24 protein-coding genes are annotated in these 26,221 nt (G+C 69.6%); 17 read left to right on the top strand and 7 right to left on the bottom strand.

Translation table 11 applies throughout. The annotated features are described in order from the left end of the window. Window positions 1–72 precede the first annotated feature (72 nt). Complete coding sequence (locus M9945_RS02205) at window positions 73–615, top strand: cytochrome c (RefSeq protein ID WP_367943227.1); 543 nt, start codon at window positions 73–75, stop codon at window positions 613–615. Between the two features lie 6 nt (window positions 616–621). Here the strand turns inward: M9945_RS02205 and M9945_RS02200 are convergent, their stop codons facing one another. After that, the gene (locus M9945_RS02200; RefSeq protein WP_367929209.1) at window positions 622–1,032 is read right to left on the bottom strand and encodes a Fur family transcriptional regulator; all 411 of its coding nucleotides are present in this window, start codon (window positions 1,030–1,032) and stop codon (window positions 622–624) included. 126 nt (window positions 1,033–1,158) lie between these two features. Here M9945_RS02200 and aztA point away from each other — a divergent pair, with 126 nt between their 5' ends. From aztA to aztD, 4 genes are all read left to right on the top strand, one after another. Then, on the top strand, window positions 1,159–1,941 hold the full coding sequence (gene aztA, locus M9945_RS02195) for a zinc ABC transporter ATP-binding protein AztA (protein WP_367929208.1): 783 nt from the start codon (window positions 1,159–1,161) through the stop codon (window positions 1,939–1,941). Next, the gene (gene aztB / locus M9945_RS02190) at window positions 1,941–2,816 is read left to right on the top strand and encodes a zinc ABC transporter permease AztB (RefSeq protein WP_367929207.1); all 876 of its coding nucleotides are present in this window, start codon (window positions 1,941–1,943) and stop codon (window positions 2,814–2,816) included. The genes aztA and aztB overlap by 1 nt, the downstream gene beginning before the upstream one ends. Before the next feature lie 17 nt (window positions 2,817–2,833). Then, entirely contained in the window at window positions 2,834–3,778 is a 945-nt protein-coding gene (aztC, locus tag M9945_RS02185) for a zinc ABC transporter substrate-binding protein AztC (RefSeq protein ID WP_367929206.1), read from the top strand. A 68-nt stretch (window positions 3,779–3,846) separates the two neighbouring features. Beyond that, window positions 3,847–5,124 carry a zinc metallochaperone AztD gene (gene aztD / locus M9945_RS02180; protein WP_367929205.1) on the top strand — a complete coding sequence of 426 codons (1,278 nt, stop codon included), beginning with the start codon at window positions 3,847–3,849 and terminating at the stop codon, window positions 5,122–5,124. Window positions 5,125–5,192: 68 nt separating this feature from the next. Here the strand turns inward: aztD and M9945_RS02175 are convergent, their stop codons facing one another. Continuing rightward, entirely contained in the window at window positions 5,193–5,783 is a 591-nt protein-coding gene (locus M9945_RS02175) for an endonuclease V (RefSeq protein ID WP_367943226.1), read from the bottom strand. A gap of 26 nt (window positions 5,784–5,809) precedes the next feature. Between M9945_RS02175 and M9945_RS02170 the strand changes: the two genes are divergently transcribed. Together M9945_RS02170 and M9945_RS02165 are read left to right on the top strand one after the other, a co-directional pair. Next, window positions 5,810–6,589 carry a hypothetical protein gene (locus tag M9945_RS02170; protein ID WP_367943225.1) on the top strand — a complete coding sequence of 260 codons (780 nt, stop codon included), beginning with the start codon at window positions 5,810–5,812 and terminating at the stop codon, window positions 6,587–6,589. Window positions 6,590–6,650: 61 nt separating this feature from the next. After that, window positions 6,651–7,325 carry a TetR/AcrR family transcriptional regulator gene (locus M9945_RS02165; protein WP_367943224.1) on the top strand — a complete coding sequence of 225 codons (675 nt, stop codon included), beginning with the start codon at window positions 6,651–6,653 and terminating at the stop codon, window positions 7,323–7,325. Window positions 7,326–7,331: 6 nt separating this feature from the next. On the opposite strand, the gene M9945_RS02160 is transcribed toward M9945_RS02165, so the two are convergent. The 5 genes from M9945_RS02160 to M9945_RS02140 all read right to left on the bottom strand — a co-directional run bounded on the left by M9945_RS02160 (window position 7,332) and on the right by M9945_RS02140 (window position 14,984). Beyond that, window positions 7,332–9,131 carry an acyl-CoA dehydrogenase gene (locus tag M9945_RS02160; protein ID WP_367943223.1) on the bottom strand — a complete coding sequence of 600 codons (1,800 nt, stop codon included), beginning with the start codon at window positions 9,129–9,131 and terminating at the stop codon, window positions 7,332–7,334. A 91-nt stretch (window positions 9,132–9,222) separates the two neighbouring features. Then, window positions 9,223–10,428, bottom strand: a complete 1,206-nt coding sequence (locus M9945_RS02155) for an efflux RND transporter periplasmic adaptor subunit (RefSeq protein ID WP_367943222.1) — start codon at window positions 10,426–10,428, stop codon at window positions 9,223–9,225. A 3-nt stretch (window positions 10,429–10,431) separates the two neighbouring features. Beyond that, on the bottom strand, window positions 10,432–12,789 hold the full coding sequence (locus tag M9945_RS02150) for an ABC transporter permease (RefSeq protein WP_367943221.1): 2,358 nt from the start codon (window positions 12,787–12,789) through the stop codon (window positions 10,432–10,434). Window positions 12,790–12,796: 7 nt separating this feature from the next. After that, complete coding sequence (locus M9945_RS02145; RefSeq protein WP_367943220.1) at window positions 12,797–13,510, bottom strand: ABC transporter ATP-binding protein; 714 nt, start codon at window positions 13,508–13,510, stop codon at window positions 12,797–12,799. Between the two features lie 118 nt (window positions 13,511–13,628). Then, the gene (locus M9945_RS02140) at window positions 13,629–14,984 is read right to left on the bottom strand and encodes a PLP-dependent aminotransferase family protein (protein WP_367943219.1); all 1,356 of its coding nucleotides are present in this window, start codon (window positions 14,982–14,984) and stop codon (window positions 13,629–13,631) included. A gap of 157 nt (window positions 14,985–15,141) precedes the next feature. Here M9945_RS02140 and M9945_RS02135 point away from each other — a divergent pair, with 157 nt between their 5' ends. The 10 genes from M9945_RS02135 to M9945_RS02090 all read left to right on the top strand — a co-directional run bounded on the left by M9945_RS02135 (window position 15,142) and on the right by M9945_RS02090 (window position 26,221). After that, window positions 15,142–16,638, top strand: coding sequence for an extracellular solute-binding protein (locus M9945_RS02135; protein WP_367929195.1), 1,497 nt, complete (start codon window positions 15,142–15,144; stop codon window positions 16,636–16,638). Between the two features lie 81 nt (window positions 16,639–16,719). Further along, the gene (locus M9945_RS02130; protein ID WP_367929194.1) at window positions 16,720–17,682 is read left to right on the top strand and encodes a carbohydrate ABC transporter permease; all 963 of its coding nucleotides are present in this window, start codon (window positions 16,720–16,722) and stop codon (window positions 17,680–17,682) included. Next, window positions 17,679–18,521, top strand: a complete 843-nt coding sequence (locus M9945_RS02125; RefSeq protein WP_367929193.1) for a carbohydrate ABC transporter permease — start codon at window positions 17,679–17,681, stop codon at window positions 18,519–18,521. The genes M9945_RS02130 and M9945_RS02125 overlap by 4 nt, the downstream gene beginning before the upstream one ends. 12 nt (window positions 18,522–18,533) lie before the next feature. After that, entirely contained in the window at window positions 18,534–19,682 is a 1,149-nt protein-coding gene (locus tag M9945_RS02120; protein WP_367929192.1) for an ABC transporter ATP-binding protein, read from the top strand. 7 nt (window positions 19,683–19,689) lie between these two features. Then, window positions 19,690–21,219, top strand: a complete 1,530-nt coding sequence (locus M9945_RS02115; protein WP_367929191.1) for an FGGY-family carbohydrate kinase — start codon at window positions 19,690–19,692, stop codon at window positions 21,217–21,219. Next, complete coding sequence (locus M9945_RS02110) at window positions 21,216–22,763, top strand: FGGY-family carbohydrate kinase (protein WP_367943218.1); 1,548 nt, start codon at window positions 21,216–21,218, stop codon at window positions 22,761–22,763. Before M9945_RS02115 ends, M9945_RS02110 begins: the two co-directional genes overlap by 4 nt. Beyond that, complete coding sequence (locus tag M9945_RS02105; RefSeq protein WP_367943217.1) at window positions 22,760–23,434, top strand: HAD family hydrolase; 675 nt, start codon at window positions 22,760–22,762, stop codon at window positions 23,432–23,434. Before M9945_RS02110 ends, M9945_RS02105 begins: the two co-directional genes overlap by 4 nt. Continuing rightward, the gene (locus M9945_RS02100) at window positions 23,431–24,348 is read left to right on the top strand and encodes an SMP-30/gluconolactonase/LRE family protein (protein ID WP_367943216.1); all 918 of its coding nucleotides are present in this window, start codon (window positions 23,431–23,433) and stop codon (window positions 24,346–24,348) included. Before M9945_RS02105 ends, M9945_RS02100 begins: the two co-directional genes overlap by 4 nt. Window positions 24,349–24,396: 48 nt before the next feature. Continuing rightward, on the top strand, window positions 24,397–25,239 hold the full coding sequence (locus M9945_RS02095) for a transketolase (protein WP_367929187.1): 843 nt from the start codon (window positions 24,397–24,399) through the stop codon (window positions 25,237–25,239). After that, entirely contained in the window at window positions 25,232–26,221 is a 990-nt protein-coding gene (locus M9945_RS02090) for a transketolase family protein (RefSeq protein WP_367929186.1), read from the top strand. Before M9945_RS02095 ends, M9945_RS02090 begins: the two co-directional genes overlap by 8 nt.

The raw sequence follows: 26,221 nt of genomic DNA, 5'->3' as shown, positions 1-26,221 counted from the left end.
CGATCCGGGCTTTGCCGTCCCGCGATTGCAGGCTAGGCTCGGCCGTGGAAGACAAAAGGGTGCGGATCAACGGTGGACGAGGCGCAGACGATCATGCCCGAAGGCCGGGGCCACCGCGCGCTCGTCCGGGTCGGCCTCGCGGTCGCGCTCGCCTGCGCGGCCGGGCTTGCGTTCTGGTGGGGCCACGGCTTCCTCGTCGCCGAGCGGACAACGAGCTTCCTGCGGTGGCAAGACCCGCCGACCGTTCTTGCCGGGGAAGCGCTCTATCGCACGCATTGCTCGTCCTGCCACGGCGTTCCGGGGCATTCGCCGCCGCTCGCCCAAAACGGGGAGATCGCCCCGCCGCATGACGAGAACGGGCATACGTGGCAGCATCCCGACTTCGCCCTGTTCCAGCTCATCCGCGACGGCGTGGCGGTGGCGAACTGCACGCCGGTCGACCCCGACAAGATGCCGATGTTCAGGGATGTCCTGAGCGATTCCGAGCTCGTCGCGGTGCTCTCCTACATCAAGTCGCGCTGGCCGCAGGAGATTCGAACGGAGCACGACAAGGTCAACGTGATGTACGGCCCCTACAACGATGCCGTCGGGGCGCTGATCGGCAGCGGCGGATAAGGGCGGCTATTGCATCAGGCAGTTGGCGCAGGTGCCGCGCATCTCGATGGTGGTCTTCGAAAGCCTGAAGGAATGGTCGTTCGCCCATCCCCTGAGGCGCTTCTCCACCGCCGCATCCGAGAACTCGTCGACCTGACCGCAAGTCTCGCAGATCGCGAAGGCGACCAGCCCGTGCCTGTGCCCATGGGCGTGCTCGTGCGGATGGGCGCAGGCCACGAAGGAGTTGAGGCTTTCGAGCCGGTGGACGAGGCCATAGTCGATGAGCTTCTCGAGCGCGCGATAAACCTGAAGCGGCGCGCGAAAGCCGTGCTCGCGCAGCCGGTCGAGCAGGAGATAGGCGCTGGCCGGGCCCTCGACGCGCGTCAGCGCGTCCAGCACCAGGGTCTGGTTCTTCGTCAGATCGGGAAGCGGCGCCATCTCGGTTCTCCGTCCGTTGCCATTTGTCGGCGCGGGTGGTAGAGACGTAATAACATTACGTTCGACTCCGCTCAAGGCCGGGCCCTGCACCCTGCTGACGCAACCCGAAGGAACCACGCCCGCGCGATGTCCGAAGCCTGCATTACATTTAGCGATCTGACGCTCGGCTACAACAGCCATCCGGCCGTCCATCACCTCAGCGGCGTGGTGCGCAGGGGTTCGCTGACGGCCGTGGTGGGCGCCAACGGCTCGGGCAAATCGACGCTGATGAAGGGCATCGTCGGCGTGCTGAAGCCGATGGCGGGCGCGTGCCGGGTCGCCACCGGGACGAGCCTCGCCTATCTGCCGCAGCAATCGGAGCTCGACCCCTCCTTTCCGGCACGGGTCGTCGACCTCGTCTCGCTCGGCCTGTGGCCGCGCCGCGGGCTGCTCGGCCGGCACCGCCCCGAAGACCGGGACGCGGTGGCCAGGGCGTTGATGGCCGTCGGGCTGGACGGGTTCGAGAGCCGGCCGATCGATACGCTGTCGGGCGGCCAGTTGCAGCGGGCGCTGTTCGCGCGGGTCCTGGTGCAGGACGCCGACCTGATCCTGCTCGACGAGCCGTTCAACGCCGTCGACGCGCGGACCGTGGCCGACCTGATCGCCCTCATCAAGCGGTGGCACGGCGAGGACCGCACGGTCCTCGTCGTCGTCCACGATCTCGATCTCGTCCGCGAGCATTTTCCGGAAGCCCTGCTGCTGGCGCGGCAGTCGGTGGCGTGGGGCGAGGCGCGCAAGACGCTGTCGGCCGAGAACCTTTTACGCGCGCGCCGGTTCCACGAGGCATGGGACGAGAACGCGCCATGGTGCGCGGCGCATGTCCACGGCGTCGATGCGGACGCGCCGGCAGACCGCAGGGGCGCCGCCTGATGGATGAGTTCCACCGGATATTCCTCGCGCCCTTCGTCGAATTCGCCTTCATGCAAAGGGCGCTTCTCGGCGCGCTGATGCTGTCGCTCAGCGCCTGCCCGGTCGGCGTGTTCCTGATGCTGCGGCGCATGAGCCTGACCGGCGACGCCATGGCGCATGCGATCCTGCCGGGCGCGGCGGCCGGCTTCCTGTTCTACGGCCTCCAGATCGTGCCGATGACCATCGGCGGGCTCGTCGCCGGCGTCGTCGTCGCGCTCGGGGCCGGCACGGTGGCGCGGCTGACGATCCAGAAAGAGGATGCCTCGATGGCGGCCTTCTACCTGATCTCGCTGTCGCTCGGCGTCCTGATGGTGTCGCTGCGCGGCTCCAGCATCGACCTGATGCATGTCCTGTTCGGCACGGTGCTCGCGCTCAACGACGACGCGCTGACGCTGATCGGCCTCGTCGCGGCCCTGACGCTGGCGGCGCTCGCCGTCTTCTGGCGCGCGCTGGTCGCCGAATGCCTCGATCCGCTGTTCCTGCGCTCGGTCTCGCGGCTGGGGCCGCCGGTGCATTTCATCTTCCTCGGGCTGGTGGTGATCAACCTCGTCGCCGGCTTCCAGGCGCTCGGGACGCTGCTGTCGGTCGGGCTGATGATCCTGCCGGCCGCCGCCGCGCGCTTCTGGACGCAGCGGGTGGCGGCGATGTGCGCGCTGGCGATCGCGCTCGGCGTCGTCTCCTCTATCTGCGGGCTGCTGCTCTCATATCACGCCTCGCTGCCGTCCGGCCCGGCGATCATCCTCTCCGCGGGCATGGCCTATCTCGTCTCGGTGGTCGCGAGCCCGCGCGGCGTGCTGCTCGCCCGGCTGCCGCGCGCGGCCCACCGCACCTCCTGACAAGCACGGGTATCGACATGACGATGACAAGACTGACGACGTTCGCCGCGAGCCTGATCGTTATAACATTAACATCCCTGTCGGGTGCGGCGCAGGCGGAGACCGAGAGGCTTTCCGTGGTGGCGAGCTTCTCGATCATCGGCGATTTCGCGCGCATCATCGGCGGCGACGCGGTCGAGGTCAGGACGCTCGTCGGCCCGGACAGCGACGCGCATGTCTACGAGCCCAGGCCGGCCGACGCCATCGCGCTGGCCCGCGCCGACGTCGTCCTCGTGAACGGCCTCGCCTTCGAGGGCTTCCTCCAGCGGTTGGTCGACGCCAGCGGCACCTCGGCGCGCATCGCCGCGCTTTCGGACGGCATCGAGATCGTCCACGACCCGGAGGGCGGCCACTATCATTTCTCCGGCGGGCAGGCGATCTTCCACGCCGCGCCCGACGATCCCCACGCCTGGCAGTCGGTGGCGAGCGCCAGGGTCTACGTCGAGAACATCGCCCGCGTCTTCTGCGAGGCCGATGCCGAAGGCTGCGCGGCGTACGAAGCGAACGCCGCGGGCTATCTCGGCGAGCTGACCAAGCTGGACGAGGAGATCAGGCGCGCCGTCGCCGCCATTCCCGAGGACCGGCGCGTCGCGGTCGTCGCCCACAACGCGTTCCGTTATTTCGAGCGCGACTACGGCGTCAGCTTCCTCGCGCCGCAGGGCGTCTCCACCGAATCGGAGGCCTCCGCCGCCGATGTCGCCTCGCTCATCCGGGAAATCCGCGAGAAGCGGGCGAGCGCCGTGTTCGCCGAGAACATCGCCGATGCGCGGCTGGTCGAGCAGATCGCCTCCGAAGCCGGCCTGTCGCTCGGCGGCACGCTCTACTCCGATGCGCTTTCGCCGCCGGACGGGCCCGCGCCCGGCTATGTCGAGATGATGCGCCACAACGTCGAAACGCTCACCCGCGCCATGACCGGCGGGTGAGCATCGCGTGAATACGGGGCCGGTCCGGGCCCTGAACGTAATGTAATATCATGATGAAGGAGAGACAGATGAGACGATTGATCCTGACGGCTTCGGCGCTTGCCATCGCCGCCACGCTCGGCGGCGCCGCCCTTGCCGATGACGACGACGAGACCGTCACGGCATGGCGGCTGTTCGTCGCCGACCATTCCGCGCCGGTGGTCAAGGTGATCGACGCGCTCAACGGCGACCTCGTCGACACGTTCACGGTCAAGGGGCCGGCCGCGCTGCATCGCTCGTCGAGCGGGGCGACGGTGTTCGCGGTGCAGGGCGCGCAAGGCGAGGTCAACGCCATCGCCAGCGGCATCACCTTCCATGATCATGGCGACCACGCCGACATCGACGTCGACGATCCCGAGCTGCTGCACGTCCATATCGACGGCGCCAAGCCGGCGCATTTCGTCGAGCTTCAGGGCAACATCGCCCAGTGGTTCGACGGCGAGGACAAGGTCCGCGTCTTCACCGAGAAGGCGGTGCTCGACGAGAAGCTCGAGATGCGCACGGCAAGCGTCGGCGCGGCGCATCACGGCGTCGGCGTGCCCTACCAAAACCATGTGGTGGTCTCGATCCCGAACCCCGACGACGCCTCCAAGCGCCCGGTCGGCGCGCGCGTCGTCGACTTCGACGGCAACGCGGTCGGCGAGGACGTCGCCTGCCCGGGCCTGCACGGCTCGGCCGGCTCCGGCAGCCTCTACGCGCTCGCCTGCGACACCGGCCTGCTGCTGATCAGGCAGGAAGGCGACGCGCCGGCCATCGAGCACCTGCCCTATGCCGCGTCGCTGCCCGAGGGCAGTTCCTCGACGCTGATCGGCGGCCGCGGCCTGCAATATTTCATCGGCAATTACGGCCCCGACCGCATCCTCGTCATCGATCCCTCCGAGGGCGAGAACGGCTTCAAGCTCGTCCAGCTCCCGACGCGCCGCGTCCACTTCGCGGTCGATCCGATCCGCCCGCGCTTCGCCTATGTCGTCACCGAGGACGGCCAGCTTCACAAGATCGACGTCCTCGACGGCAAGATCGCGCAATCGCTCAGGCTGACCGATCCCTATTCGATGGACGGCCACTGGAACGACCCGCGCCCGCGGGTGGCGGTCGCCGGCGACAGCATCGTCGTCACCGATCCGCTGAACGCGAAGCTGCATCTGGTCAACGCGGAAACCTTCGAGGAATCCGGCGAGATCGCCGTCGAGGGCAAGCCCTTCAACATCGTCGCCGTCGGCGGAACCGGCAAGGTCCATGCGCATGAAGGCGAAGGCCATTCCCATGACGACGGCCACGCCCACGAGGACGGGCACAGCCACGACTGATCGGCGGCGGGCGAAGCCGCGATCGATCCCCGCGCCCGGCTTTCCGCCGGGCGCTCTTTTTCCGCCTGTCATCCGCTGTCCGGCGCACAAGGCCGCTCCGCCATGCGGCACGCCCTGTCCGCGGCGGCCAGCAGGGTCGGGATGCGGTGCGCCCCATGCATCGACAGGACGAAGCCGCGCGCGGCCGCCTCGTCCATCCCCGCGCTCGTGACGTAAAGCGGCCGGGCGCTGCCGCCGCGCAGCACCTGCGCCTCCGCCGGCGTGCCGCGAAACCGCGACTTGGCGACGCCGATCACCGGCACCGCCTCTCCCAGCGTGCGGAAGAGGTGCATGCCGAGCCCGTCGCGCCGTTCCGCGCCGAGGGTGACGTAGCCGTCGATCAGGATCGATTCGGGCAGGATCGTTTCGGGGCGGCCGGGAAACGCCTCCAGCACGGCGAGGATGCAGGGCAGCTCGCGCTCGTAGAAGTGTCCCGGCCGATAGGGGCGGGCCCTTGCGATGCGCCGCACGATCGTCCCGGCGGCCGTGCCCGAGGACGGGTCGGCGAAGGCGATCCCCGCCACCGCGGCGCTTTCGTCCGCGCCATACGCCACATCGACGGCGACGTGCATCGCCCCTCCGCCCTTGTTCTTTCGCCCGACATCGTGTCTCTGGCTCATGTCACTTTTCAGGCGGGCTCGACACGATGTTTCTCGACTGGTTCCGCCCGGACCCCTTCCCCGCGGCGCTGCGCGCCTACGGTTTGGAGCGATGCTCGATCGCCGGGCAATCCGTGTGCATCGGCCTCGCCCCCGACGCCGACCAAGGCCTTCTGCCGCTCCACGAGGTCCCCGACGCGCCGGGCCGGGTCTGCTTTCTCGAAGCGCCGCGGCAGGCCGACCTCATCCGCGCCTTCCTCGCGAGCCCGCGCGCCCGGACCGTCGAGCGGCTGGTCATCGGCACCTCGCACGCCTATGCGCAGAAACGCTCCGTCGGCTACGACATGGCCGCCGCCGTGGCGGCGCTCGATGGGGCGAAGCTGCCGGCGCTGAGGCGGCTTTCCCTCGGCGACATGGAGATGCTGTTCAACGGGCACCGGCTCTTCGGCACGCTGGGCGACGTCACCCCCGTCTTCGACATCGCCCCGCAGCTGGAGGAGCTCAGCCTGCACGGGCACTTCGCCTTGCGGCGGCCCGTTCGGCACGCGCGGCTGCGCTCGCTTCTCGTCGAGGTCGAGGATGTCGGCGTCACGGGCGGCCCGCTCGATCAGGAGACGGTCTCGAACCTCCTCCTCAGCGACCTCCCGTCCCTCGCCGAATGCGCGCTCGACCTGAACGACGACCATCCGGAGTTCCTTTATGCGATCCCGGAGGCGTTCCTGTCGGGGTCCCCGTTCCCGGCTCTCCGGCGCTTGCACATCAACACGCTGACGCCGGAGGCAGGCGCGCAGATCGAAGCGTGGAAAGCGAAGCGCAGCATCAGCTGAGCGGTTCCCACTTCCGCCGGACATGCGCTAAAGGTGCGGGCGCGAGGAAAGGACGGCGCAGATGGCGAAGCAGGAGAAGGCGAAAGCAACGGCTGGGGCGGCGCCCGGCCGGCGGGACGATCCGCTCGCCGCGCCCAAGCGCCGCCGCCCGCAGCAGGAGCGCTCGCGGGCGACGGTGGAGCATATCCTCGACGCCGCCGTCGCCGTGCTCGAAAAGGGCGGCTTCGAGGCGATGACCATGCAGACCGTGGCCGACGCCGCCGGCGTCAACATCGCCACCGCCTACAGCTATTTCCCCAACAAGCACCACGTGCTGGCGCATCTCGCCCGCGCGCGGCTGGACGAGCGCCTGGCGCTGCTCGAGGCGGCGTTCGAGAGGCTGAAGGCCAGCGAGGACTGGATCGATGGCTTCTGCGCGACGCTGCGGGAGCTCTACCGGCTGCGCGCCAGCCAGACCGGCTCGGTGGCGCTGCGCCAGGCGATGCACGCCTCGCCCTCGCTGTGGCAGATCGACCAGGAAGGCAATCGGCGGGCCAGCATCCTCGTCGCCGACCTGTTGCGCGCCCGGGCCGGCGAAGGCGGCGACAGGGGCATACAGGGCCGCGTGATCGCCGAATACGTCACCGCGACGCTCGACTATCTCCAGCACAGCGAGCCGGACGTGCGGGAGGGAACGCTCGACGAGATCGTCGAGCTGACCCGCTGCTACCTGCGCCGCATCGCCGGCGGACAGTAAGGCCGCTCAGCCGAACAGGTCGGGCTCCGCGTCGAGGCAGGTCGTGTCGAGCGCGCGGGCGAGCTCCAGCCGCGCCGCCGCCAGCGGCAGCTCGTAGCGCAGGAAATAGCGGCAGGCCGCCAGCTTGCCCGCGTAGAAGCGCTCGTCCGCTTCGGATAGCGCGGCCGCGTCCATCGCCTTTCGCGCCGCCAGCGCCTGCCGCAGCCACATCCAGGCGATGACGACATGGCCGAAGGCGTCGAGATAGATCGTGGCGTTGGCCAGCCGGCGCGCGGGGTCGACGCAGTCGATGAGCGCCTGCGTCGTCAGGGCGAGCGCGTCGAGGCCGGCGGCGAGCCGGTCGGCCTCGCCGGCCAGCGCCTCGTCGCCGGACGCTTCGGCCGCCGTTTCGCGCATCGTTTCGATGAAGCGGGCGAGCGTCGCGCCGCCGTCGCCGCCGACCTTGCGGCCGAGAAGGTCCATGCCCTGGATGCCGAACGTGCCCTCGTGGATGTGGTTCAGCCGGTTGTCGCGGTAGAGCCGCTCCAGCGGGTAATCGCGCGTGTAGCCGTAGCCGCCGAGGATCTGGATCGCCCATTTGTTGGCCTCGAGGCAATGCTCCGACGGCCAGGATTTCACCACCGGCGTCAGCAGGCCGAGCAGCGCGGCGATGCCCTCTCGCGCCGCCTTGTCGTCCTCGGTCGCCAGCCGGTCGACCAGCGTCGCGCAATAGAGGCAAAGCGCCTGTGCGCCCTCCACCGCCGCCTTCTGCGCCATCAGCATGCGGCGGATGTCGGCATGCTCGATGATCGGCACGGGCGGGCTCGCCGGATCGCGATTGTCGATACGCCGCCCCTGCGCGCGGGTCTTCGCGTATTTGGCCGAATAGAGATAGCCGGCAAGCGCGGCCATGGTCGAGGCGTGGCCGACGCCGATGCGCGCCTCGTTCATCATGTGGAACATGTATTCGATGCCGCGATGCGGCTCGCCGATCAGGTGGCCGAGCGTCTCGCCGCCCTCGCCGAAGTTCAGCAGGCAGTTGGTGGTGCCGCGCTGGCCCATCTTGTGGTTGAGCCCGGCGAGCGCGATGTTGTTCAGTTCGCCGGCCGCGCCGTCCGCATCGACGCGTCGCTTGGGGACGAGGAACAGCGAGATGCCCTTGGTGCCGGCCGGCCCGCCGGGAATCTTGGCCAGCACCATGTGGACGATGTTGCCGGAGATCTCCTGCTCGCCACCCGAGATCCACATCTTGTTGCCGCGGATGCGGTAGAGCCCGTCCTCGCCGAGGGTCGCCGTGGTGCGGATGTCGGCGAGCGAGGAGCCGGCCTGCGGCTCGGACAGGCACATGGTGCCGAACCACTCGCCGGCCAGCATCTTCGGCAGGTAGGTGCGCTTCAGCGTGTCGTCGCCGAAGGCGCTGAGGAGGTTCGCTGCCGCGATGGTCAGGAAGGCGTAGTTGGTCACGGCGGTGTTGGCGCAGGTGAACATGCCGCTGACGGCGGTGTGCAGGAACCACGGCGCCTGCAAGCCGCCCGCCGCATCGGCGAAGGGCAGCGCGAAGAAGCCGGCCCCGGCGTAGGCGGCCAGCGCCGCGCCGGTGCCGGCCGGCATCGCCACCTTGCCGTCGACGAAAGCCGGCTCGTTCGCATCGACCTCGGCCGCGATCGGCAGGAACCTGTCCTGCGCAATCTGCTGCGCCGTGTCGAGCATCTGCCGCACGGCGTCGCGGTCGTAGGCGGCGAAGCGCGGATGCGCCAGCAGCGCCTCGACGCCGAAGAGCTCGAACAGGAGGAAATCGAGGTCCCGACGGTCGACGATCATTGACATGGCGCTTTCCTCTCGCTGGCACGGGCGCGGACCATAGGAGCGGCCGCCGATGCTGTCGACGGCGGATTTGCCGGATCAGGCGAAATCGCCGCTACCGGGCGACGACGGCGACGCCCTGCGCCACCCGGTCGCTCGGATGCAGGATCACGCGTTCGTTCTCGGAAAGGCCGTCGAGGACGACGGCGCTGCGCGCATCCCGCGCGCCGATCCCGATCCGGCGCAGCGCGGCGCGGCCGTCTTCGTCGACGGCGAAGACGGCCCAGTCCGCGCCCTGGCGGAACAGCGCCCCGAGCGGGACGAGCAGCGCGTCCTCGTGGCGCTCGACGACGATGGCGACCGTGACGCGATAGCCGTGGCCGAGCCCTTCCCGCTCCTGCGCCGGGCCGGGCAGATCGAGCACGGCGCGCACCCGCTGCTCCTCGATGCCGAGCGTCGAGACCTTGGTGAAGCCGGTCGGCTCGACCCGGCGCACGGTGGCCTCCAGCGCCGGCCCGCCCCAGCCGTCGATGCGCGCCTGCGCGCCCTGCCGCACCCGCACCGCATCCGACGACAGCAGCTCCGCCACCACCTCCAGCTCGGCCGGATCGCCGATCTCGACCAGCACGGTGCCGGCGGCGACCACCGCCTCGCTCTCGTGATGGATGACGAGGATCTCGCCGTCGACGGGCGCGGCGACGACGACGCAGCAATCGCCGTTCTCGGCGCCGGCCCCGGATTCGGGCCCGATCAGCCGCGCCTGCGCGCTCTCCATCTCCCGCCGCCGCATCTCCAGCGTCGCCCCGGCGATGTTGAGCCGTGCCTCGGCCCGGCGCACGGCGGCGTTCGCCTCCTCGAACATGCGCTCGGAGACGACGTTGCGGCGGGCCAGTTCCTCGACGCGGCGCTGCTCGCTGCGCGCGAGGTCGAGCTCGGCCTCGGCCTCGACGGCCTGCGCCTCGGCAAGCTGCACCGCGGCTGCGGCCGCGGCGAGCGCGGCCTCCGCCTCGCGCCGCGAGCGCACGTCGAGAAAGGCCGGCGCGGCCGGGCGGATCATCGCGACCGTGGTCTTGCCAGCCTCCACCTTGTCGCCGACGCTGCCCGGCGTGCGCTGCACCGTTCCCGTCACCGGCGCGGACACCGAATAGACGTCGATGATGCGCGTCGTGCCGTCGTCGCTGACCGTCACCTCCAGCGCGCCGCGCTCGATCGCGGCGATGTCGACCGCCACCGGCTGCGGCCGGAACGCCCACCAGCCGGCCCCGACCGCGACAGCGATGCCAGCGAGGATCGGCACGGATTTGCGAAGCGAAGGCATCATGGCTCATTCCCTCGTCTTGAGGACTTCGATCAGGTTCAGGCGGTCGACGCGCCGGCGCACGATCAGCGCCGAAAGGGCGGAGGCGGCGAGCACGACGAGGCTCGCCCACCCGTAGGTGGCGCGCTCGATCACCAGCGGGATGCGGAACAGCTCGGTCGCCTGGCCCTCGGCCATGGCCAGCGCCATCACCCAGCCGAGCGCCCAGCCCAGCGGCATCGCCAGCAGCGTCAGGAGCGCGAACTCGCCGAGCAGGATCCACGACACCTCGGCGCGGGTGAAGCCGAGGACGCGCAGGCTGGCGAGCTCGCGGCCCTGCTCGGAAAGCTGGATGCGCGCGCCGTTGTAGACGACGCCGAAGGCGATGATCGCGGCGAGCGCGACGAGGACGCTCATCGACGTCAAGAGGTTCTCGCCCATGGTGGCGCGGAAGTTCTGCACCGCGACGCGCTGGAGGCCGATCGAGCCGACCATCGGCAGCGTCTTCACCGCCGCGTAGAGCGCGTCGGTGCTGGCCGGATCGAGCGTCACATGCGCGGCCGACATGAAGGCGCCCTCGCGCATCAGCCGGTTCAGCGCGCCGATCTCCATATAGGCGCCGAGGCCGATATAGCTCTCGACGATGGCCGAGACCGGCACGAGCACCGTCTCGCGCCGTTCCTCCATCAGCTCGATCTCGACGCTCTCGCCGGGGCGGATGCCGAGGATGCCGGCGAGCGCGGCCGTCAGCACCACGCCTTCACCGGGCAGGGCGATCTCGTGCCCGTCGGTGTCGATGAGGCGCGACAGCTCCGAGCCGGCGGGCTTGCCGGTGAGGGCGAGGCGGCGCTCGACCGGGCCGTTGCGGAGCCGCGCCGAGACCACGCGCGCCGGCTCGGCGACCAGCACGCCGGGCAGCCGGCCGATCTCGTTGAGCGCCGCGACCGGCTGCTTGCGCACGAAGCTGATCGTGGCGTGCTGGCGCTCGGAGCCGAAGAAGGTGCGGTCGATCAGCATCTCGACCGCGTCGAAGGCGAACAGCGAGCCGACCAGCATGGCGACCGAAAGGGCGATGCCGAGCGTGGTGAAGAAGGCGCGCAGCGGCCGGCGCACGACGTTTCGGCCGATCATCACCATGGTGCGCGGCAGGCGCGGCGCGAAGGGCAGCCCGACGCCGACGAGCCGCCGATAGCGCGGCGGCGCGGGCGGGCGCATGGCCACCGCCGGCGGCAGGCCGGCCGCCGCCCGCACCGCGCGCAGCGCGCCCAGCATCGCCGCGCCCACCGAAACGGTGACCGCGAGAAGATAGACGTCGAGGCTCATGCGGAAGATGAGGAACGGGAAATGGAAGAACTCGCCGTAGAGGCGCGTCAGCCCCCGGCCCAGCATCGTCCCGGCGGCAAGGCCGAGCGCGACGCCGATCAGCGCGATGACGATGACGAGCTTCATGTAGTGCCACGCCACCGCCGCACCGGAATAGCCGACCGCCTTCATCAGGCCGATCTGCTCGCGCTCCAGCGCGATCAGCCGCGACAGGATCATGTTGACGAGGAAGGCGGCGACCAGCAGGAAGATCGGCGGCAGGACGTAGCTCATCGCCCTCAGCCCGTTGAGCTCGGAATCGAGGAAAGCGTGGCTCTGCTGGTCCTCGCGGTCGTAGGCGCCGCGCCCGCCATAGGGCTCGAGCAGCCGGTCGATGCCGTCGATGACCGGCTCGGCCGGCTGGTCGCGCAGCAGCCGGACCGAGACGGCGTTGAACGCCCCCAGAAGGTTGAACGCGGCGGCCAGCGTCTCGCGCGACATCCACACGACGCCGAGCCGCCGGTTGTCCGGCATCAGGTCGGTGACGACGTAGATGAACTCCGGCGACAGGGCGGTGCCGACGATCTGCAACTGGCGCTTGCGGCCGTTGACGACGGCGCCGAACGTGTCGCCCGGCCGGAAACCGTGGGCGGCGGCGAACGGCTCGTTGACCACCACCTCGTCCGGGTGGCCGGGCGCCGGCAGCCGCCCTGCGCGCATGTGGAGCCGGTTCAGCACCTCGACGCCGTCGTCGGGAACGGAGACGAGGAGGCCGAGCGCCGGCTCGGCCATGCCCTCGATGTCGAGCACGGCCCGCTCGCGGATGCGCGTCTCGGCCGCGGCGACGCCGGGCAGCGCGGCGATGCGCTGCTGTAGGCTCTCCGGCGCGCGCGTGGCCTCGGCGAAGACGTCTGCGAAGGCGTTGCGCTCGTAATAGGCGGCGCGCGTCTCGAACAGCGAGCGCTGGGCGCCGACGGTGAGCACCAGCGTCATCACGCCGGCGGCCATGACGAGGGAGATGGCGCCGACCTGCGCCCACAGCCGCACGAGGTCGCGCATCAGCTTGCGGTCGAGCGCGCTCATCGCCGCCTCACCATGCGATGGAGGCCGGAGCCTGCCGGGTTTCGTTCCGGTCGATGCGGGCGACGCGCCCGTCGGCGAAATGGATCACCCGGTCGGCCATGCCGCCGACCGCGACATTGTGGGTGATGACGAGGACCGTGGTGCCGAACTCGCGGTTGATCGAGGCCAGCGCTTCCAGCACGCGGATGCCGGTCTTGGAATCGAGCGCGCCGGTCGGCTCGTCGCACAGCAGCACTTCCGGCTTCTTGGCGATGGCGCGGGCGATGGCGACACGCTGCTGCTCGCCGCCGGAGAGCTGGGCCGGGAAATGGTCGTGCCGCTCGGCGGCCAAGCCGGCGAGCTCCAGCGCCTCGCCTGCATCCATCGGGTCGCGCGCGATCTCGGTGACGAGCGCGACGTTCTCCAGCGCCGTCAGGCTCGGCACGAGGTTGTAGAACTGGAACACGAAGCCGACATGCTCGCGCCGGTAGCGGGTCAGCTCGCCCTCACTGAGGTCGGTGATCTCCTCGTCGCGGAAGAAGACATGGCCGTCGCTCGCCGTGTCCAGCCCGCCGAGGATGTTGACCAGCGTCGACTTGCCGCTGCCGGAGGGGCCGAGCAGGACGATGAACTCGCCGGCCTCGATCTCGAGATCGACCCCGCGCAGCGCATGCACCTCGACCTCGCTGCTGCGATAGACCTTGGTGAGGCTCTCTATCCTGTAGATCGGCCCTGCGTTCACGCGGCCTCCGGCTCCGGTCGAAAGGCGATGATCCTACCGATAGCACAGCCGGGCGCGGATTGCCGCCCGCCGCCCCGCCGGTCGGGCATCTTGACGCGCCCATCCGTCCGATCCTCTGTCAGCCGGCGATCGACGACGGGCGGGGGCCGATCGAGAGCAGCCGTTCGAGCCGCTCGCAGGCGACCAGCAATTCGTCCTGGTCCAGCGGCGCGCCGATAACGAGGCGGATGGCGTGCGGCACCGTCCTGCGCCCGACGACGAAGGTATGCGAGGGGGCGATGTTGATGTTGTGCTCACGCGCGGCAGCCTCGACCAAGTCCTCGGCGCGCCACGGCTCGGGCAGGTTCAGCCAGACATGGGCGCTGGTCGGCTCGCCCCGCGCACCGGAGAGGATCGGGAAGCCGCGCAGCTGGGAAAGGCGATGCCTGTTCTCGACCTGCTGCCATCGCAGCATCTCCTCCATCTTGCCGTCGACGATCATCCGCGTCGCCAGCTCGGCCATGAACGGGCTGGCGACCCCGGTCGACATGGCGACGCCGATATGGGCGTTCTTGGCGTTGCCGGGCGGCGCGATCAGCCAGCCGACCTTCATGCCCGCGCCGGCGATGCGCGCGAGGCTCGAGACGCGATAGGTGCGCTCGGGAGCGAACTGGCACAGCGCGGTGACGTGGTCCTCGGCGATGCTGCCGTAGATGTCGCTCTCGATGATCGTGAGATTATGGCGGCGTGCGACCTCGACGAGATCGGCGCGGCGCTCGAGCGGCATGGTGACGTTGGTCGGGTTGTGATGACGCGGCGTGCAATAGAGCGCCGATATCTTCTGCGCCCGGCACAGCCGGTCGAGGTCGTCGGGCAGCATCCCGTCCTGGTCGCAGGCCACGCCGACGAGGTTGCGGCCGAGGAAGCTGGCGACCGCCTTCATCCTCGGGTCGGTCAGCTCCTCGGTGGCGATGCGGGCGCCGCTCTCGGTCAGCCCGGACAGGACGGCCATGACCGCATGCTGCCCGCCATTGGTCAGGACAATGTCGTCGGGGTCCGCGTCAATCTGCGAGCGGCCGATCCATTGGCTTATGATCTCGCGATGACGGGCGAGGCCCGGCGTCGGCGCGCTGTCGAGGATCGACTCGATGTTGGGCGTGGCGGCGACGGTGGCGAGAAGCGCCGCGAGGCCCGGCCGGACCTGCGGAACCGGCGCGCGGTAGACGCCCAGCTCTATCGGACCCGCCGAGGCGGAGGGGCGCTCCTTCTCGCGGCGCGGATGGAGCGAGATGAAGGTGCCGCGACCGACATGGCTGGTGATGAAGCCTTGCGTCTCCAGCGCCGAATAGGCGCGGCCCACCGTCGCGACAGCGACGCCGATGTCCTGCGCCAGATGCCGCTGCGGCGGAAGCTTCTGACCGGGAACGAGTTTCTTGGCCGCGATGGCGTCGATCACGGTCTCGACGATCGTGCGGAAGCCGATCGGGCCGGTCATTTGTCTTAGCTCTTCGACAATCATGTAGGGCAATGTTTCTCTTGGCATGTGTCAATTATAGAGTTAGCCTACTTATTATCATATATCAATTCAGCTCTGCGGGAGGCAATGAGCTGGATTGCGCGTCACAGCATATCCGCTCTGGGAGGAGACAGACATGATACGTTTGCGCAAGCGTTCCGGCATCGAGGAATACGCCCTCGACCATCTCTCGGGAATGGACACCGCCGGCCTGATCTCACGCCGCGAGCTGCTGCGGCGCTCGGCGGTCTTCGGTGCGGCGGCGACGCTCGGCACCTTCACCGGCGTCCTGCGCGCCACGGCCCAGACCACGGGCGGCAAGGTGACGGTGGGGCTCGATTCCGGCGCCTATACGCCGATCCTTCAGACCTTCGCCCCCGAATTCCGCGAGGCGACCGGCATCGAAGTCGAGTTCGTCTCCTATCCGCTCGGCAACATGTACGACCAGAACCTTCTGGCCCTGCGGCAGACGGAGGCGCGCTTCGACGCGTTCGACTTCTGGCCGAACTTCACCGGCGATTTCGGCCCCTTTCTGACGCCGCTCGAAGAGGTCGGCACGCTCGAGGATCTCGGCTTCGCCGACATCGCCCGGCCGTTCCAGCTGCTCAACATGTACGAGAACAAGCTCGTCGGCGTGATGATCGACGGCGACATGTTCGTCAACACCATCCGCACGGACCTGTTCGAGGACGGCGCCGAGATGGCGGCCTTCAAGGCGAAGTACGGCTACGACCTCGCCGCGCCGACGAACTGGCAGCAGTATCGCGACACGGCCGAGTTCTTCACCCGCCCCGACCAGAACCTCTTCGGCGCGGTCGAGGTCACCAACTTCTTCGTCTATGCCTTCTTCATCAACCAGGTCGTGCAGCTCGGCGCCGAGCGCGGCGTGCGCTACGGCGAGCTGTTCGACGAGCAGATGAAGCCCAAGCTGCTCAACGAGATCGGGATCGAGGCGCTCACGCGCTACAAGGAGGTCACGAACTTCATGCCGGCGGACCTTGCGGCGTCGATGCCGTGGGACGTGGGCAGGCAGGTGTTCTTCGAAGGCCGCATCGCGCAGGCCAACTGGTGGACCGACATGCCCAAGGGCGCGGCGGATTCGTCGATCTCGCAGGTGTCCGACAAGATCAAGGTCGCCCGCAGCTGGGGCGACGTGACCGTGCTGCCCTACGGGCGGGCCATGGGCATCGCCGCCAACTCGAAGAACAAGGAAGGCGCGTTCCGCGCCATCGCCTGGCTCCAGCAGTCGGCCAACGCCAATCGCTGGGTGGCGGAGACCTTCGCCCAGTCGCTGATGGACCCGTGGCGCATGAGCATGTTCAACGATCCGGCCAGCACCTTCCCGCTCCACGCGAAGTCCGGCTTCGGCGACAATTTCGCCGAGGTCAGCAAGGCGGCCCTGTCCAACCCGAAGGCCTATCTCGACATCTCGATCCCCGGCACCAACCGCTATCTCGGGGCGATCATCCAGCACACCCAGCGCGCCGTCACCGGGCAGGCGACGCCTGAGGAGGCGCTGGGCGCGATGGAGGCCGAGTGGGAGGAGACGACCGAGACCTACGGCCGCGACCGCCAGATCGGGCACTACCAGGAATATGTCCAGCGCCTGGTCGCCGAGGGCTACTGGAGCTGATCCTAATCCGCTGATCCCCGGCCCCGGCTTCCCCAGGCCCGGGCCGGGGTTCCCTTTCCCAACGTTCCCGGAGGTGCGTGCATGTCGCGAGCAGCGATGCCGTCGGATGCGGGTTCCGCCCGCACGGCCAGTCCCGCCGAAATCGCCAGGCTCAAGGCGGAGCGCCGCGCGACGCTGGTTCTTCTGGCGCCGGCGCTCGCCTTCCTCGCGATCCTGTCCGTCTGGCCGTTCTGCTACCTGATCTACGCCTCGTTCACCTCGTACCAGCTCGCCATCCCCGTGCCGGTCGAGTGGGTCGGGCTCGGCAATTTCCAGCGGGTCCTGAGTAACCCGCGCTTCTGGCAGAGCCTCGGCATCACCGCCGTCTTCGCGCTGGTCGCCGTCCCGCTCCAGATCGCGCTCGGCCTCGGGCTCGCCATGCTCATCAACCGGCTCTCGCGCGGCCGCGAGATCTACGCGTCGCTGTTTCTCATTCCCATGATGCTGGCGCCGATCGTCGTCGGCTTCTCGTGGAACCTTTTCCTCAACCCGATCTACGGCCCGCTCAACGCGCTGCTGCGCGGGCTGGGCTTCTCGCCGCCGGCCTGGGCCTCGTCGCCGGAATGGGCGCTGCCCACCGTCGTCCTCGTCGACATCTGGCAGTGGACGCCGTTCGTGATGGTGGTGCTTCTGGCCGGCCTCAGGTCGATCCCGGGCCGGGTGTTCGAGGCCGCGCGCGTCGACGGCTCCAATGGCTGGCAGACCTTCCGCTACATCCTCCTGCCGATGATGGCCCCCTACATGACGGTCGCCTTCGTCTTGCGCTTCATCGACAGCTTCAAGGTCTTCGACGTGCTTTATATCCTGACCAAGGGCGGACCGGGCACGAGCACGCAGAACCTCGCCTACTACACCTACGACATGGGCTTCGGCCGGTTCGATTTCGGCCTCGCGGGCGCCCTGTCGATCATCCAGCTCATCCTCCTGATCGTCGGCACCACGGCCATCCTGCATTTCGCCCGCCGGGGGGACCGCAGGCAGTCCATGCAGGAGTCGCGCCTATGACCTCGCGCACCGAACCGGGGGCCCGCGGCGCCCTGCGCACCGTGGCCGAGCATGCGCTGGTGATCGGCCTGCTCGTGCTGTTCCTCTCCCCGCTGATCTGGCTGATGCTGACCGCGTTCAAGCCCTATGAGGAGCTGTTCGTCAGCCCGCCGACCATCCTGCCGGCGAGCGCCACGCTGGAGAACTTCTCCGGCGGCTGGAACGTCGGCGGCGGCAGGGGGATCGGCGACAGCCTGATCGTCTCGACCATCTCGACGCTGATCTGCCTCGTCCTCGGCTATCCGGCCGCCTACGCGCTGGCGCGGCGCTTCCCGCCGCACGGGCAGCTCTCCTTCACCATCCTGTCGCTGCGGATGCTGCCGCCCATCGTGCCGGTGATCGGCTTCTACCTCCTCTATCAGGAGCTGTCGCTGTTCGACACCTATACGGGCCTGATCGTCATCTACACCTTCATGAACCTGCCGCTGGTGATCTGGCTGCTGGCCGAGTTCCTGCGGCAGATCCCGCGCAGCTACGAGGAAGCCGCGCGCATCGACGGCGCGCCCTGGTACCGGCTGTTCCTCGACATCCTCTTACCCCTGTCGGCGCCGGGCATCCTCACGGCCGGCATCCTCGCCATGATCTTCGCCTGGAACGAGTTCCTGTTCGCGCTGGTGCTGACCGGACAGAACGTCATCACGCTGCCCAAGGCGCTGGCGAGCTTCTTCCTGTTCCAGCAGCCGAACTGGGGGCAGCTGGGCGCCATCGGCATCGTCGCGATCGGCCCGCTTCTCGTTCTTTCCTTCTACATGCAGCGGGCGCTGGTCCGCAGCTTCTCTGCCGAGCTCGGCGGTCGCTAGGAGCAGGAGACCATGACTTCCATCGCGCTTCAGAACATCAACAAGCTGTATGGCGGCGTGGTCCAGGCGGTCCGCGACGTCAGCTTCGAGATCGAGGACGGCGAGTTCTTCGGGCTGCTCGGCCCCTCGGGCTCCGGCAAGACCACGGTGCTGCGCATGCTGGCGGGGCTGGAGCACCCGACCTCCGGATCGATCCTGTTCGACGGGGTGCCCGTGCAGGACAGGACCCCGCAGGAGCGCAACATCGCCATGGTGTTCGAATCGAACGCGCTCTACCCGCATATGAGCGCCCGGCAGAACATCTCCTATCCGCTCAAGATCGCCGGCCTGCCCAAGGACAGGATCGCCGCCAAGGTCGACGAGGTCGCCGGGATGCTCAACATCGCCCAGCTCCTCGACCGGCGCGCCGGCCAGATGTCGGGCGGCCAGCAGCAGCGCGTCGCCATCGCCCGCGCGCTGGTGCGCAATCCCAACCTCCTGTGCCTCGACGAGCCGATCGCCCATCTCGACACGCTGCTGCGCGCCCGGCTGCGGGGCGAACTGAAGCGGCTGCAGCGGGCGCTTGGCACCACCTCGGTGATCGTCACCCACGATCCCATCGAGGCGATGACCATGACCGACCGCCTCGCTTTGATGCGCGAGGGCGAGCTGCAGCAGGTCGGCACGCCCGACGAGATCCACAATCGCCCGGTCAACGCCTTCGTGGCGCAGTTCTTCGGCCTGCATTCGATCAACCTCCTGCCGATGGAGGGCCTCAACGATTCCGGCGGGCTGACGGCGCGCCTCGGCCGGGTCGAGGCGCGGCTGCCCGCCTCGCTGAAGGCCGAGGCCGCGGCGGACGGGCGCGTGGTGATCGGCGCCCGCCCCTCGCAGGTCGACGTCGTCAAGGCCGGCGCGGCGGCGGACGCGCGCGAGGCGGTGCGCTTCGAGGGCCGCGTCTATGTCGCCGAGCAGCTCGGCGACGCGCTTCTCGTCACCGTCCAGGCCGGCGACTCCAGCCTTCAGGCGCTGGTGCCGCACGACCGCGACTTCGCCATCGACGAGCCGGTCGACGTCGTCATTCCCGACGACGCGCTGTTCGCCTTCGACGCGGCGAGCGAGCGCACCCTTCGCTTCGCGCGGCAGGTCGCGGCACCCTCGCGCGCCGCGCTCGGGACGTGAGGGCGGCATGGCCTGCGTGATCGGCATCGACAAGGGCACGTCCTACGTCAAGGTCGTCGTCTTCGACGCCGGCGGGCGGGCGCTCGGCAGCGCCGCTGCCCCGGTCGAGGTGCTGCGCCCGCGCCCCGGCTGGCACGAGGAGGACGCCGAACGCAGCTGGGCGCTGACCGCCGGCGTGGTCCGCGCGGCCGTGGCGAAAGCGGCCGTCGACCCCGCCTCGGTGCGCGGCATCGGCATCGCCGGGCACATGGGCGGGCTGTGGCTGCTGGATAGCGGCCTCAATCCCGTCCGCAACGCGATCTGCTGGCCCGACGAGCGCGCCCAGTCCCTGCAGATGGAGCTGGAGCGCGACGGGACCCTCCGGCGCGCCTTCGCCATCTCGGGCAACGGCATGATGCCGGGCATCTCCGTCATGCTGATGGCGTGGCTTTCGAGGCACGAGCCGGAGGCCGTGGCCCGCACGCGCTACGCGCTCTGCGCCAAGGACTATCTGCGCTTCCGCTTGACCGGCGAGATAGCCACCGAGGCGTCCGATGTCAGCTTCGTTCCTGGCGACATCGACCGCCGCGACTTCTCGCCGGAGCTGATGCGCCTGTGCGGGGCCGGCGAATGGCTGGAGCGCCTTCCGCCGCTGGTTCCGTCCGAGGCCGTCGCCGGCCGGCTGACGGCCTCGGCAGCCGCCGAGGTCGGGCTCCCGGCCGGGGTGCCGGTGGTGGCCGGGCTCGGCGACGCCTGCGCCAACGCGCTCGGAACCGGCTGCGTCGCGCCCGGGCAGACGGTGACCGTACTCGGGACGAGCTGTCTCAACAGCCGGGTCATCGCCGCACCAGACCGCGAGCCGGAGGGCCTCGGCTTCCTGTTCGCCATGCCGTTCGGCCGCTATCTCAGGATCCTGCCCAACACCTCGGGCACCATCACCATGGACTGGTTCCTGGAGAGGTTCGGCGGCCCGCGCGATGCAAACGGCGCCTGGGATTTTCCGGCCATGGAACGCGCGGCGGCGGCGATCCCGCGCGGGGCGGGCGGGGTGGTTCTGCTGCCCTACGTCAACGGCAGCGGCGTCCTCGCCCCGTTCTTCGACGCGCAGGCGCGCGGCGCCTTCTTCGGCGCGTCGAGCCAGACCTCGCGCGACCACCTGCTGCGCGCGGTCTACGAATCGCTGTGCTACTCGACGCGCGACTGCCTCGCGGCGATGCCCGGGCGCGCCGGCACGCTGACCCTGACCGGCGGCGGCAGCCGCAGCCCGTTCTGGGCGCAGATGTTCGCCGATGTCTGCAACATGCCGGTCGAGGTCACGGAAGCCTCCGAATCCGGGGCGCTGGGCGTCGCGCTTCTCGCCGGCGCCGCGACCGGGCTGTGGGCCGATCTCGGCGAGGCCGTCGCGGCGACGCACCGGGTGGCGGAACGCTACGCGCCTGACCCCACGGCGGCGGCCGACTATGACGACTGGTTCGGCCTCTACGGGGCCGCGCGCGACACCTATCGCCGCTACTCGGCCCGCCGGTCCGCCCTCGCGGAAGGAGGGCAGGCGGCATGAGCTGCGTCCTCGGCATCGACAAGGGAACGACGGCGACCAAGGTCGTGGTGTTCGACGCGCTGACCGGCGCGGCCCTCGGCGCTTCCAGCCGCCGCACGCCCGTCTTCCATCCGCGCCCGGACTGGCACGAGGAGGACATGGACCAGACCTTCGCCGCGGTCGTCGCCACGATCGGCGAGGCCGTCGCGGCCGCCGGCGTCGCGCCCGACGCGATCCGCGCCATCGGCGTATCGGGCCATATGGGCGGGCTGTGGGCGCTCGACGGCGAGCGGCGGCCCGTCGGCCCCGCCATCGCCTGGCCGGACGCGCGCGCCGCGGCACTGCTCGAGGAATGGGCCGCCGAGGGGCTGACCGAGCGGGTCTACCGGGTCTCCGGCAACGCCGCGATCCCGGGGGTGCCGCTGGTGCTGCTCGCCTGGCTGAAGCGGCACGACCCGGCGCGCTACGCGCGGATCGAGACGCTGTTCTTCGCCAAGGACTACATCAATTTCCGCCTGACCGGGGAGATCGCGACCGACGAGTCCGATCTCTCGTTCTTCCCGTGCGACATACGCGAGCGGCGGATTTCCGGCGAGCTGATGGCGCTGGCGGGCATCGCGGATATGACCGCGCGCGTCGCGCCGGTGCGGCGCATCGGCGACACGGTCGGCCATCTGAGCGACGAGGCCGCGGCGCTGACGGGGCTTGCCGCAGGCATTCCGGTGGTGACGGGGGCCGGCGACGCTGTCGCGGCGGCGATCGGCGTCGGCGCGTTGCAGGCGGGCGAAGCGGTGACGGTGATCGGCACCAGCTTCATGAACAATCTGACGATGGACTTTCCCCAGCTCGAGCCGGCCAATGTAGGCTTCTTGTTCCTGATGCCCGAGGGGCGCTGGCAGCGCCTGATGTCGAACACCGGCGGCGGCTCGCTCTGCCTCGACTGGGTCTTGCAGGCGTTCGGGCAGAAGGAGTACGGCCCGCCCGACGCGGCCGTGTGGGAGCGCATCGAAAAGGACGTGCGCGCGACGCCGCCGCTGCCCGGCGGCATGCTGATCCATCCCTATTTCGGCACCTCAGGCATGACGGCCCCGCGCCACGAGCCGGCGGCGCGCGGATCGGTGTTCGGCCTCGGCCTGACCTCCTCGCCGGCCGCGCTGGTGCGCGCGGTGATGGAGGGCGTCGCCCTCGCCATGGTCGATTGCTACGGCGCGCTCGCGGCCGACGTCACCTCCATCCGCATCACCGGCGGCGGGGCGCGCAGCGCGATCTGGCGCGAGATCTGCGCCGCCGCCGTCAACCGGCCGCTGTCGCTGCCCGAGGTGGAGGAGACCGGGGCGCTGGGCGTGGCCATGCTCGCCGCCGTCGCCGCCGGCGTGCAGCCGGACCTCGCGACCGCATCCGCGCGCATGGTGCGCGTCGCCTCGACCGTCGACCCCGACCCGGCCCTCGCCGCGCGCTACGCGGACGCCTACCCGCTGTTCCGGGACCTGGGCGCGGATCTCGCCCCCTTGTGGAAACACCGCGCGCGGCTGGTTCAGGCGCGCGCAGCGAAGGACATGCCATGACCCTCTTTGCCCGCCGCTTCGTCTTCTTCGATCTCGACGGGACGCTGGTCGACACCCGCGCGGCGGTCCTCGAATGCTACACGAGGGTCTATCGCGAGCACCTGAACGCGGATTTCCCGCCTGCCTCGATTCCGGCGGGCGAGGTGTTCGCCATGCGCCCGGCGGAGCTGTTCGCCCGGGTGGCGCCGGACCGGGTGGCGGAGCTCTACGAGGCCTACCGCGTCACCTATCCGTCCTGCATCGACAAGGTCTCGATCTTTCCGCTTGTGGCCGAGATGATCGGCAGCCTGGTCGAGAGCGGGCGCAAGCCCGGCCTCGTCACCAACAAGGGGCTGGAGCGGACGCTGATCGACCTGTCGGTCGCCGGCATACCCGAAAGCGCGTTCTGCACCATCGTCACCGCCGAGGACACGCGCGAGCGCAAGCCCGATCCCGCGCCGATCCTGCTGGCGCTCGAGCGCACCGGCGCCTCGCCCGGCGAGGGCGTCTATGTCGGCGACGGCCCGCAGGACATCCTGGCCGCGCGCGCGGCGGGGATGCCGTGCGTCGCGCTGACCTACGGCTTCTATGCCCGCGAGGACCTCATACCCTACGCGCCCGACGTGCTGGTCGACGATGCGCGCGACCTCGCCGCCGTGCTCGGGGCCGACCTGCCGGAGGCGGCGCGATGACCGCTTCCGTCGAGCTGCTTGCTGGCGACCTCGCCTTTCCCGAGGGACCGGTCGCGATGCCCGACGGCGACATCGTGGTGACGGAGATCGCCCGCGGCTGCCTGACCCGCATCTCGAAGGGGCGCAGCTACCGGCTGGCCGAGACCGGCGGCGGCCCCAACGGCGCGGCGCTCGGGCCGGACGGCGCCCTTTATGTCTGCAACAATGGCGGCTTCAGCTGGGACAATTCAGCCGGCTTGCGGCCCGTCGCCCGCGCCGCCGACAACAGCGGCGGGTGCATCCAGCGGGTGGACCCCGCGACCGGGGCCGTGGAGGTGCTCTACGACCGCTGCGGCGACATCCCGCTCGCCGCCCCCAACGACATCGTCTTCGACGCGCATGGCGGGTTCTGGTTCACCGATCACGGCCATCGCTCCGGCCGCAAGCTCGATTTCGGCGCGGTGTTCTATGCCCGCGCCGACGGAAGCCGCATCGTCGAGGCCGCCTTTCCGCTGATCGGGCCCAACGGCATCGGCCTTTCCCCACAAGGCGACCGGCTCTACGTCGCCGAGACCTCGTCGGGGCGCGTCTGGCAATGGGATGTGACCGCGCCGGGCGTCCTCGCCAGGGCGGCGTGGCACTCGCCGACGGGCGGCGACCTGCTGGCCGGCCTGCCGGGCTTCTGGCGCTTCGACAGCCTCGCCGTCGAGGAGGAGGGCAACGTCGCGGTCGCCTGCCTGCGCCGGGGCGGCATCGTCGTCATCTCGCCGCGGGGCGATATGGTCGAGACGATCCCGTTCGACGATCCCTACACCACCAATATCTGCTTCGGCGGCGCCGACATGCGCAGCGCGTTCGTGACGCTGTCGAGCCATGGCCAGCTGGTGCGCCTGAGCTGGGCGCGCCCGGGACTGCGGCTGAATTGCGCCGGGTGAAGCCGGTCCGGTCCCCTCGTTCTTGAGTTCAACCTACGGGAGACGTCGATGCCACCCCTCAATCATCCTCCGGCGCGCGCGGACATTGCCGCGCTCAAGGCGCGCGCGCTCAACCTGCGCCGCCTGATGCTGAACATGGCCGCCGGCAAGGGCGAGGGCTACATCGCCCAGGGGCTGGGCATGGCCGATTGCCTCGCCGCGCTCTACTTCCACGAGCTGCGCTACGATTCCGCCAATCCGGACTGGCCCGACCGCGACCGCTTCGTCCTCTCCACCGGGCACTATTCCATCGCGATGTACGCGGCGCTGGCGGAAGCGGGCTATTTCCCCAAGGACGAATTGCCGAGCTACGGCCTCAACGGCTCGCGCCTGCCGATGTCGACCTTCGACGACACGCCGGGCGTCGAGATGGTCGGCGGCTCGCTCGGCCACGGGCTCGGGCAGGCCGTGGGCATGTCCATGACGCTGAAGATGGACGGCCGCGACGCGCGCGTGTTCTGCGAGTTCTCCGACGGCGAGCTGCAGGAAGGCTCGACCTGGGAAGCGGCCATGGGCGCGGCGACCTTCAACTGCGACAACCTCGTCGCGCTGATCGACTGCAACGGCATCCAGGCGGACGGGCCCGTTACCGTGCGGATCGAGCCCGTGGCCGACAAGTTCACCGCCTTCGGCTGGGAGACGGTCGAGGTGAACGGCAACGACATCGAGGCGCTGATCGCGGCGCTCGAAGGCGCGCGCGAGAGGAACGGCCGCCCGAAATGCATCGTCATGCGCACGACGCCGGGTTTCAGCATCCCGACGATCATGGCGCGCGAGCGGGCGCATTTCGTCCGCATCGCCAACGACGAGTGGGACGCGCTCAAGCAGGAACTGGAGACGGCAAATGGCTGAGGCTGTGCAGGGCGGCCGCACGCGCGGCATGGGCGAGATCGTCGACGTCGAGGGCAAGGTCACAGAGCTCGCCCCGTTCGGCAACACGCTGGCCGAGCTCGGCCGCGAGCGGCCCGAGATCGTCGGGCTGACCGCCGACATGGGACGCTATTCCGACATCCTGCCGTTCCGCGACGCCCATCCGACGCGCTTCTTCAATGTCGGCATGGCGGAGCAGGACCTCATCATGATCGCCGCCGGCATGGCGAAGGCCGGCAAGATCGCCTACTGCACCACCTATTCGGTCTTCATCACAAGGCGTGCCTACGACTTCGTCGCCATCGCCTGCGCGCACTCGATGGCGAACGTCAAGATCTTCGCCGGGATGCCGGGACTGGTCAACGGCTACGGCGCAACGCATCAGGCGACGGAAGACCTGAACATGATGCGCGGCATCGCCGACCTGACCATCATCGACCCGTGCGACGCGACCGAGTTCAAGCAGGTCGTGCGCGCCGTCGCCGACATTCCGGGCACGGTCTATGTCCGCAACATGCGCGGCAAGGTGCCGGTGGAGCTGCCCGACACCTACCGCTTCGTTCCCGGCAAGGCGCAGGTGCTGCACGAGCGGCCGGGCGCCAGGGTCGGCGTCATCGCGACGGGCTACATGTCGGCGCGCGCCGTCGACGCCGCCCGCGCGGCCGAGCGGAGCGGGCATGGCGCCGGCGTCCTCCATGTCGGCACGATCAAGCCCTTCGACACGGCCGGCGTGGTGGAATTCGCCAGCCGGTTCGACCGGCTGGTCGTGGCGGAGAACCACAAGACCACCGGCGGCCTGACGAGCCTCGTCGTCGAGGCGCTCTACGATGCCGGGATCGTCAAGCCGCTCATCAAGATCGGGCTGGCCGACAGCTTCTTCGAATGCGGCTCGCAGGAATATCTCGAGGGCAAGTACGAGGTCGACCTGCCCCGCTTCCTGCGCGCGATCGTGGAGGGGCGCTGA

Source organism: Aquamicrobium sp. (genome assembly GCF_023954335.1).
Classification (GTDB): Bacteria; Pseudomonadota; Alphaproteobacteria; order Rhizobiales; family Rhizobiaceae; genus Aerobium.
Note: the sequence above shows the minus strand (reverse complement) of the source record. Positions and strands in the feature narration are given on the sequence as shown.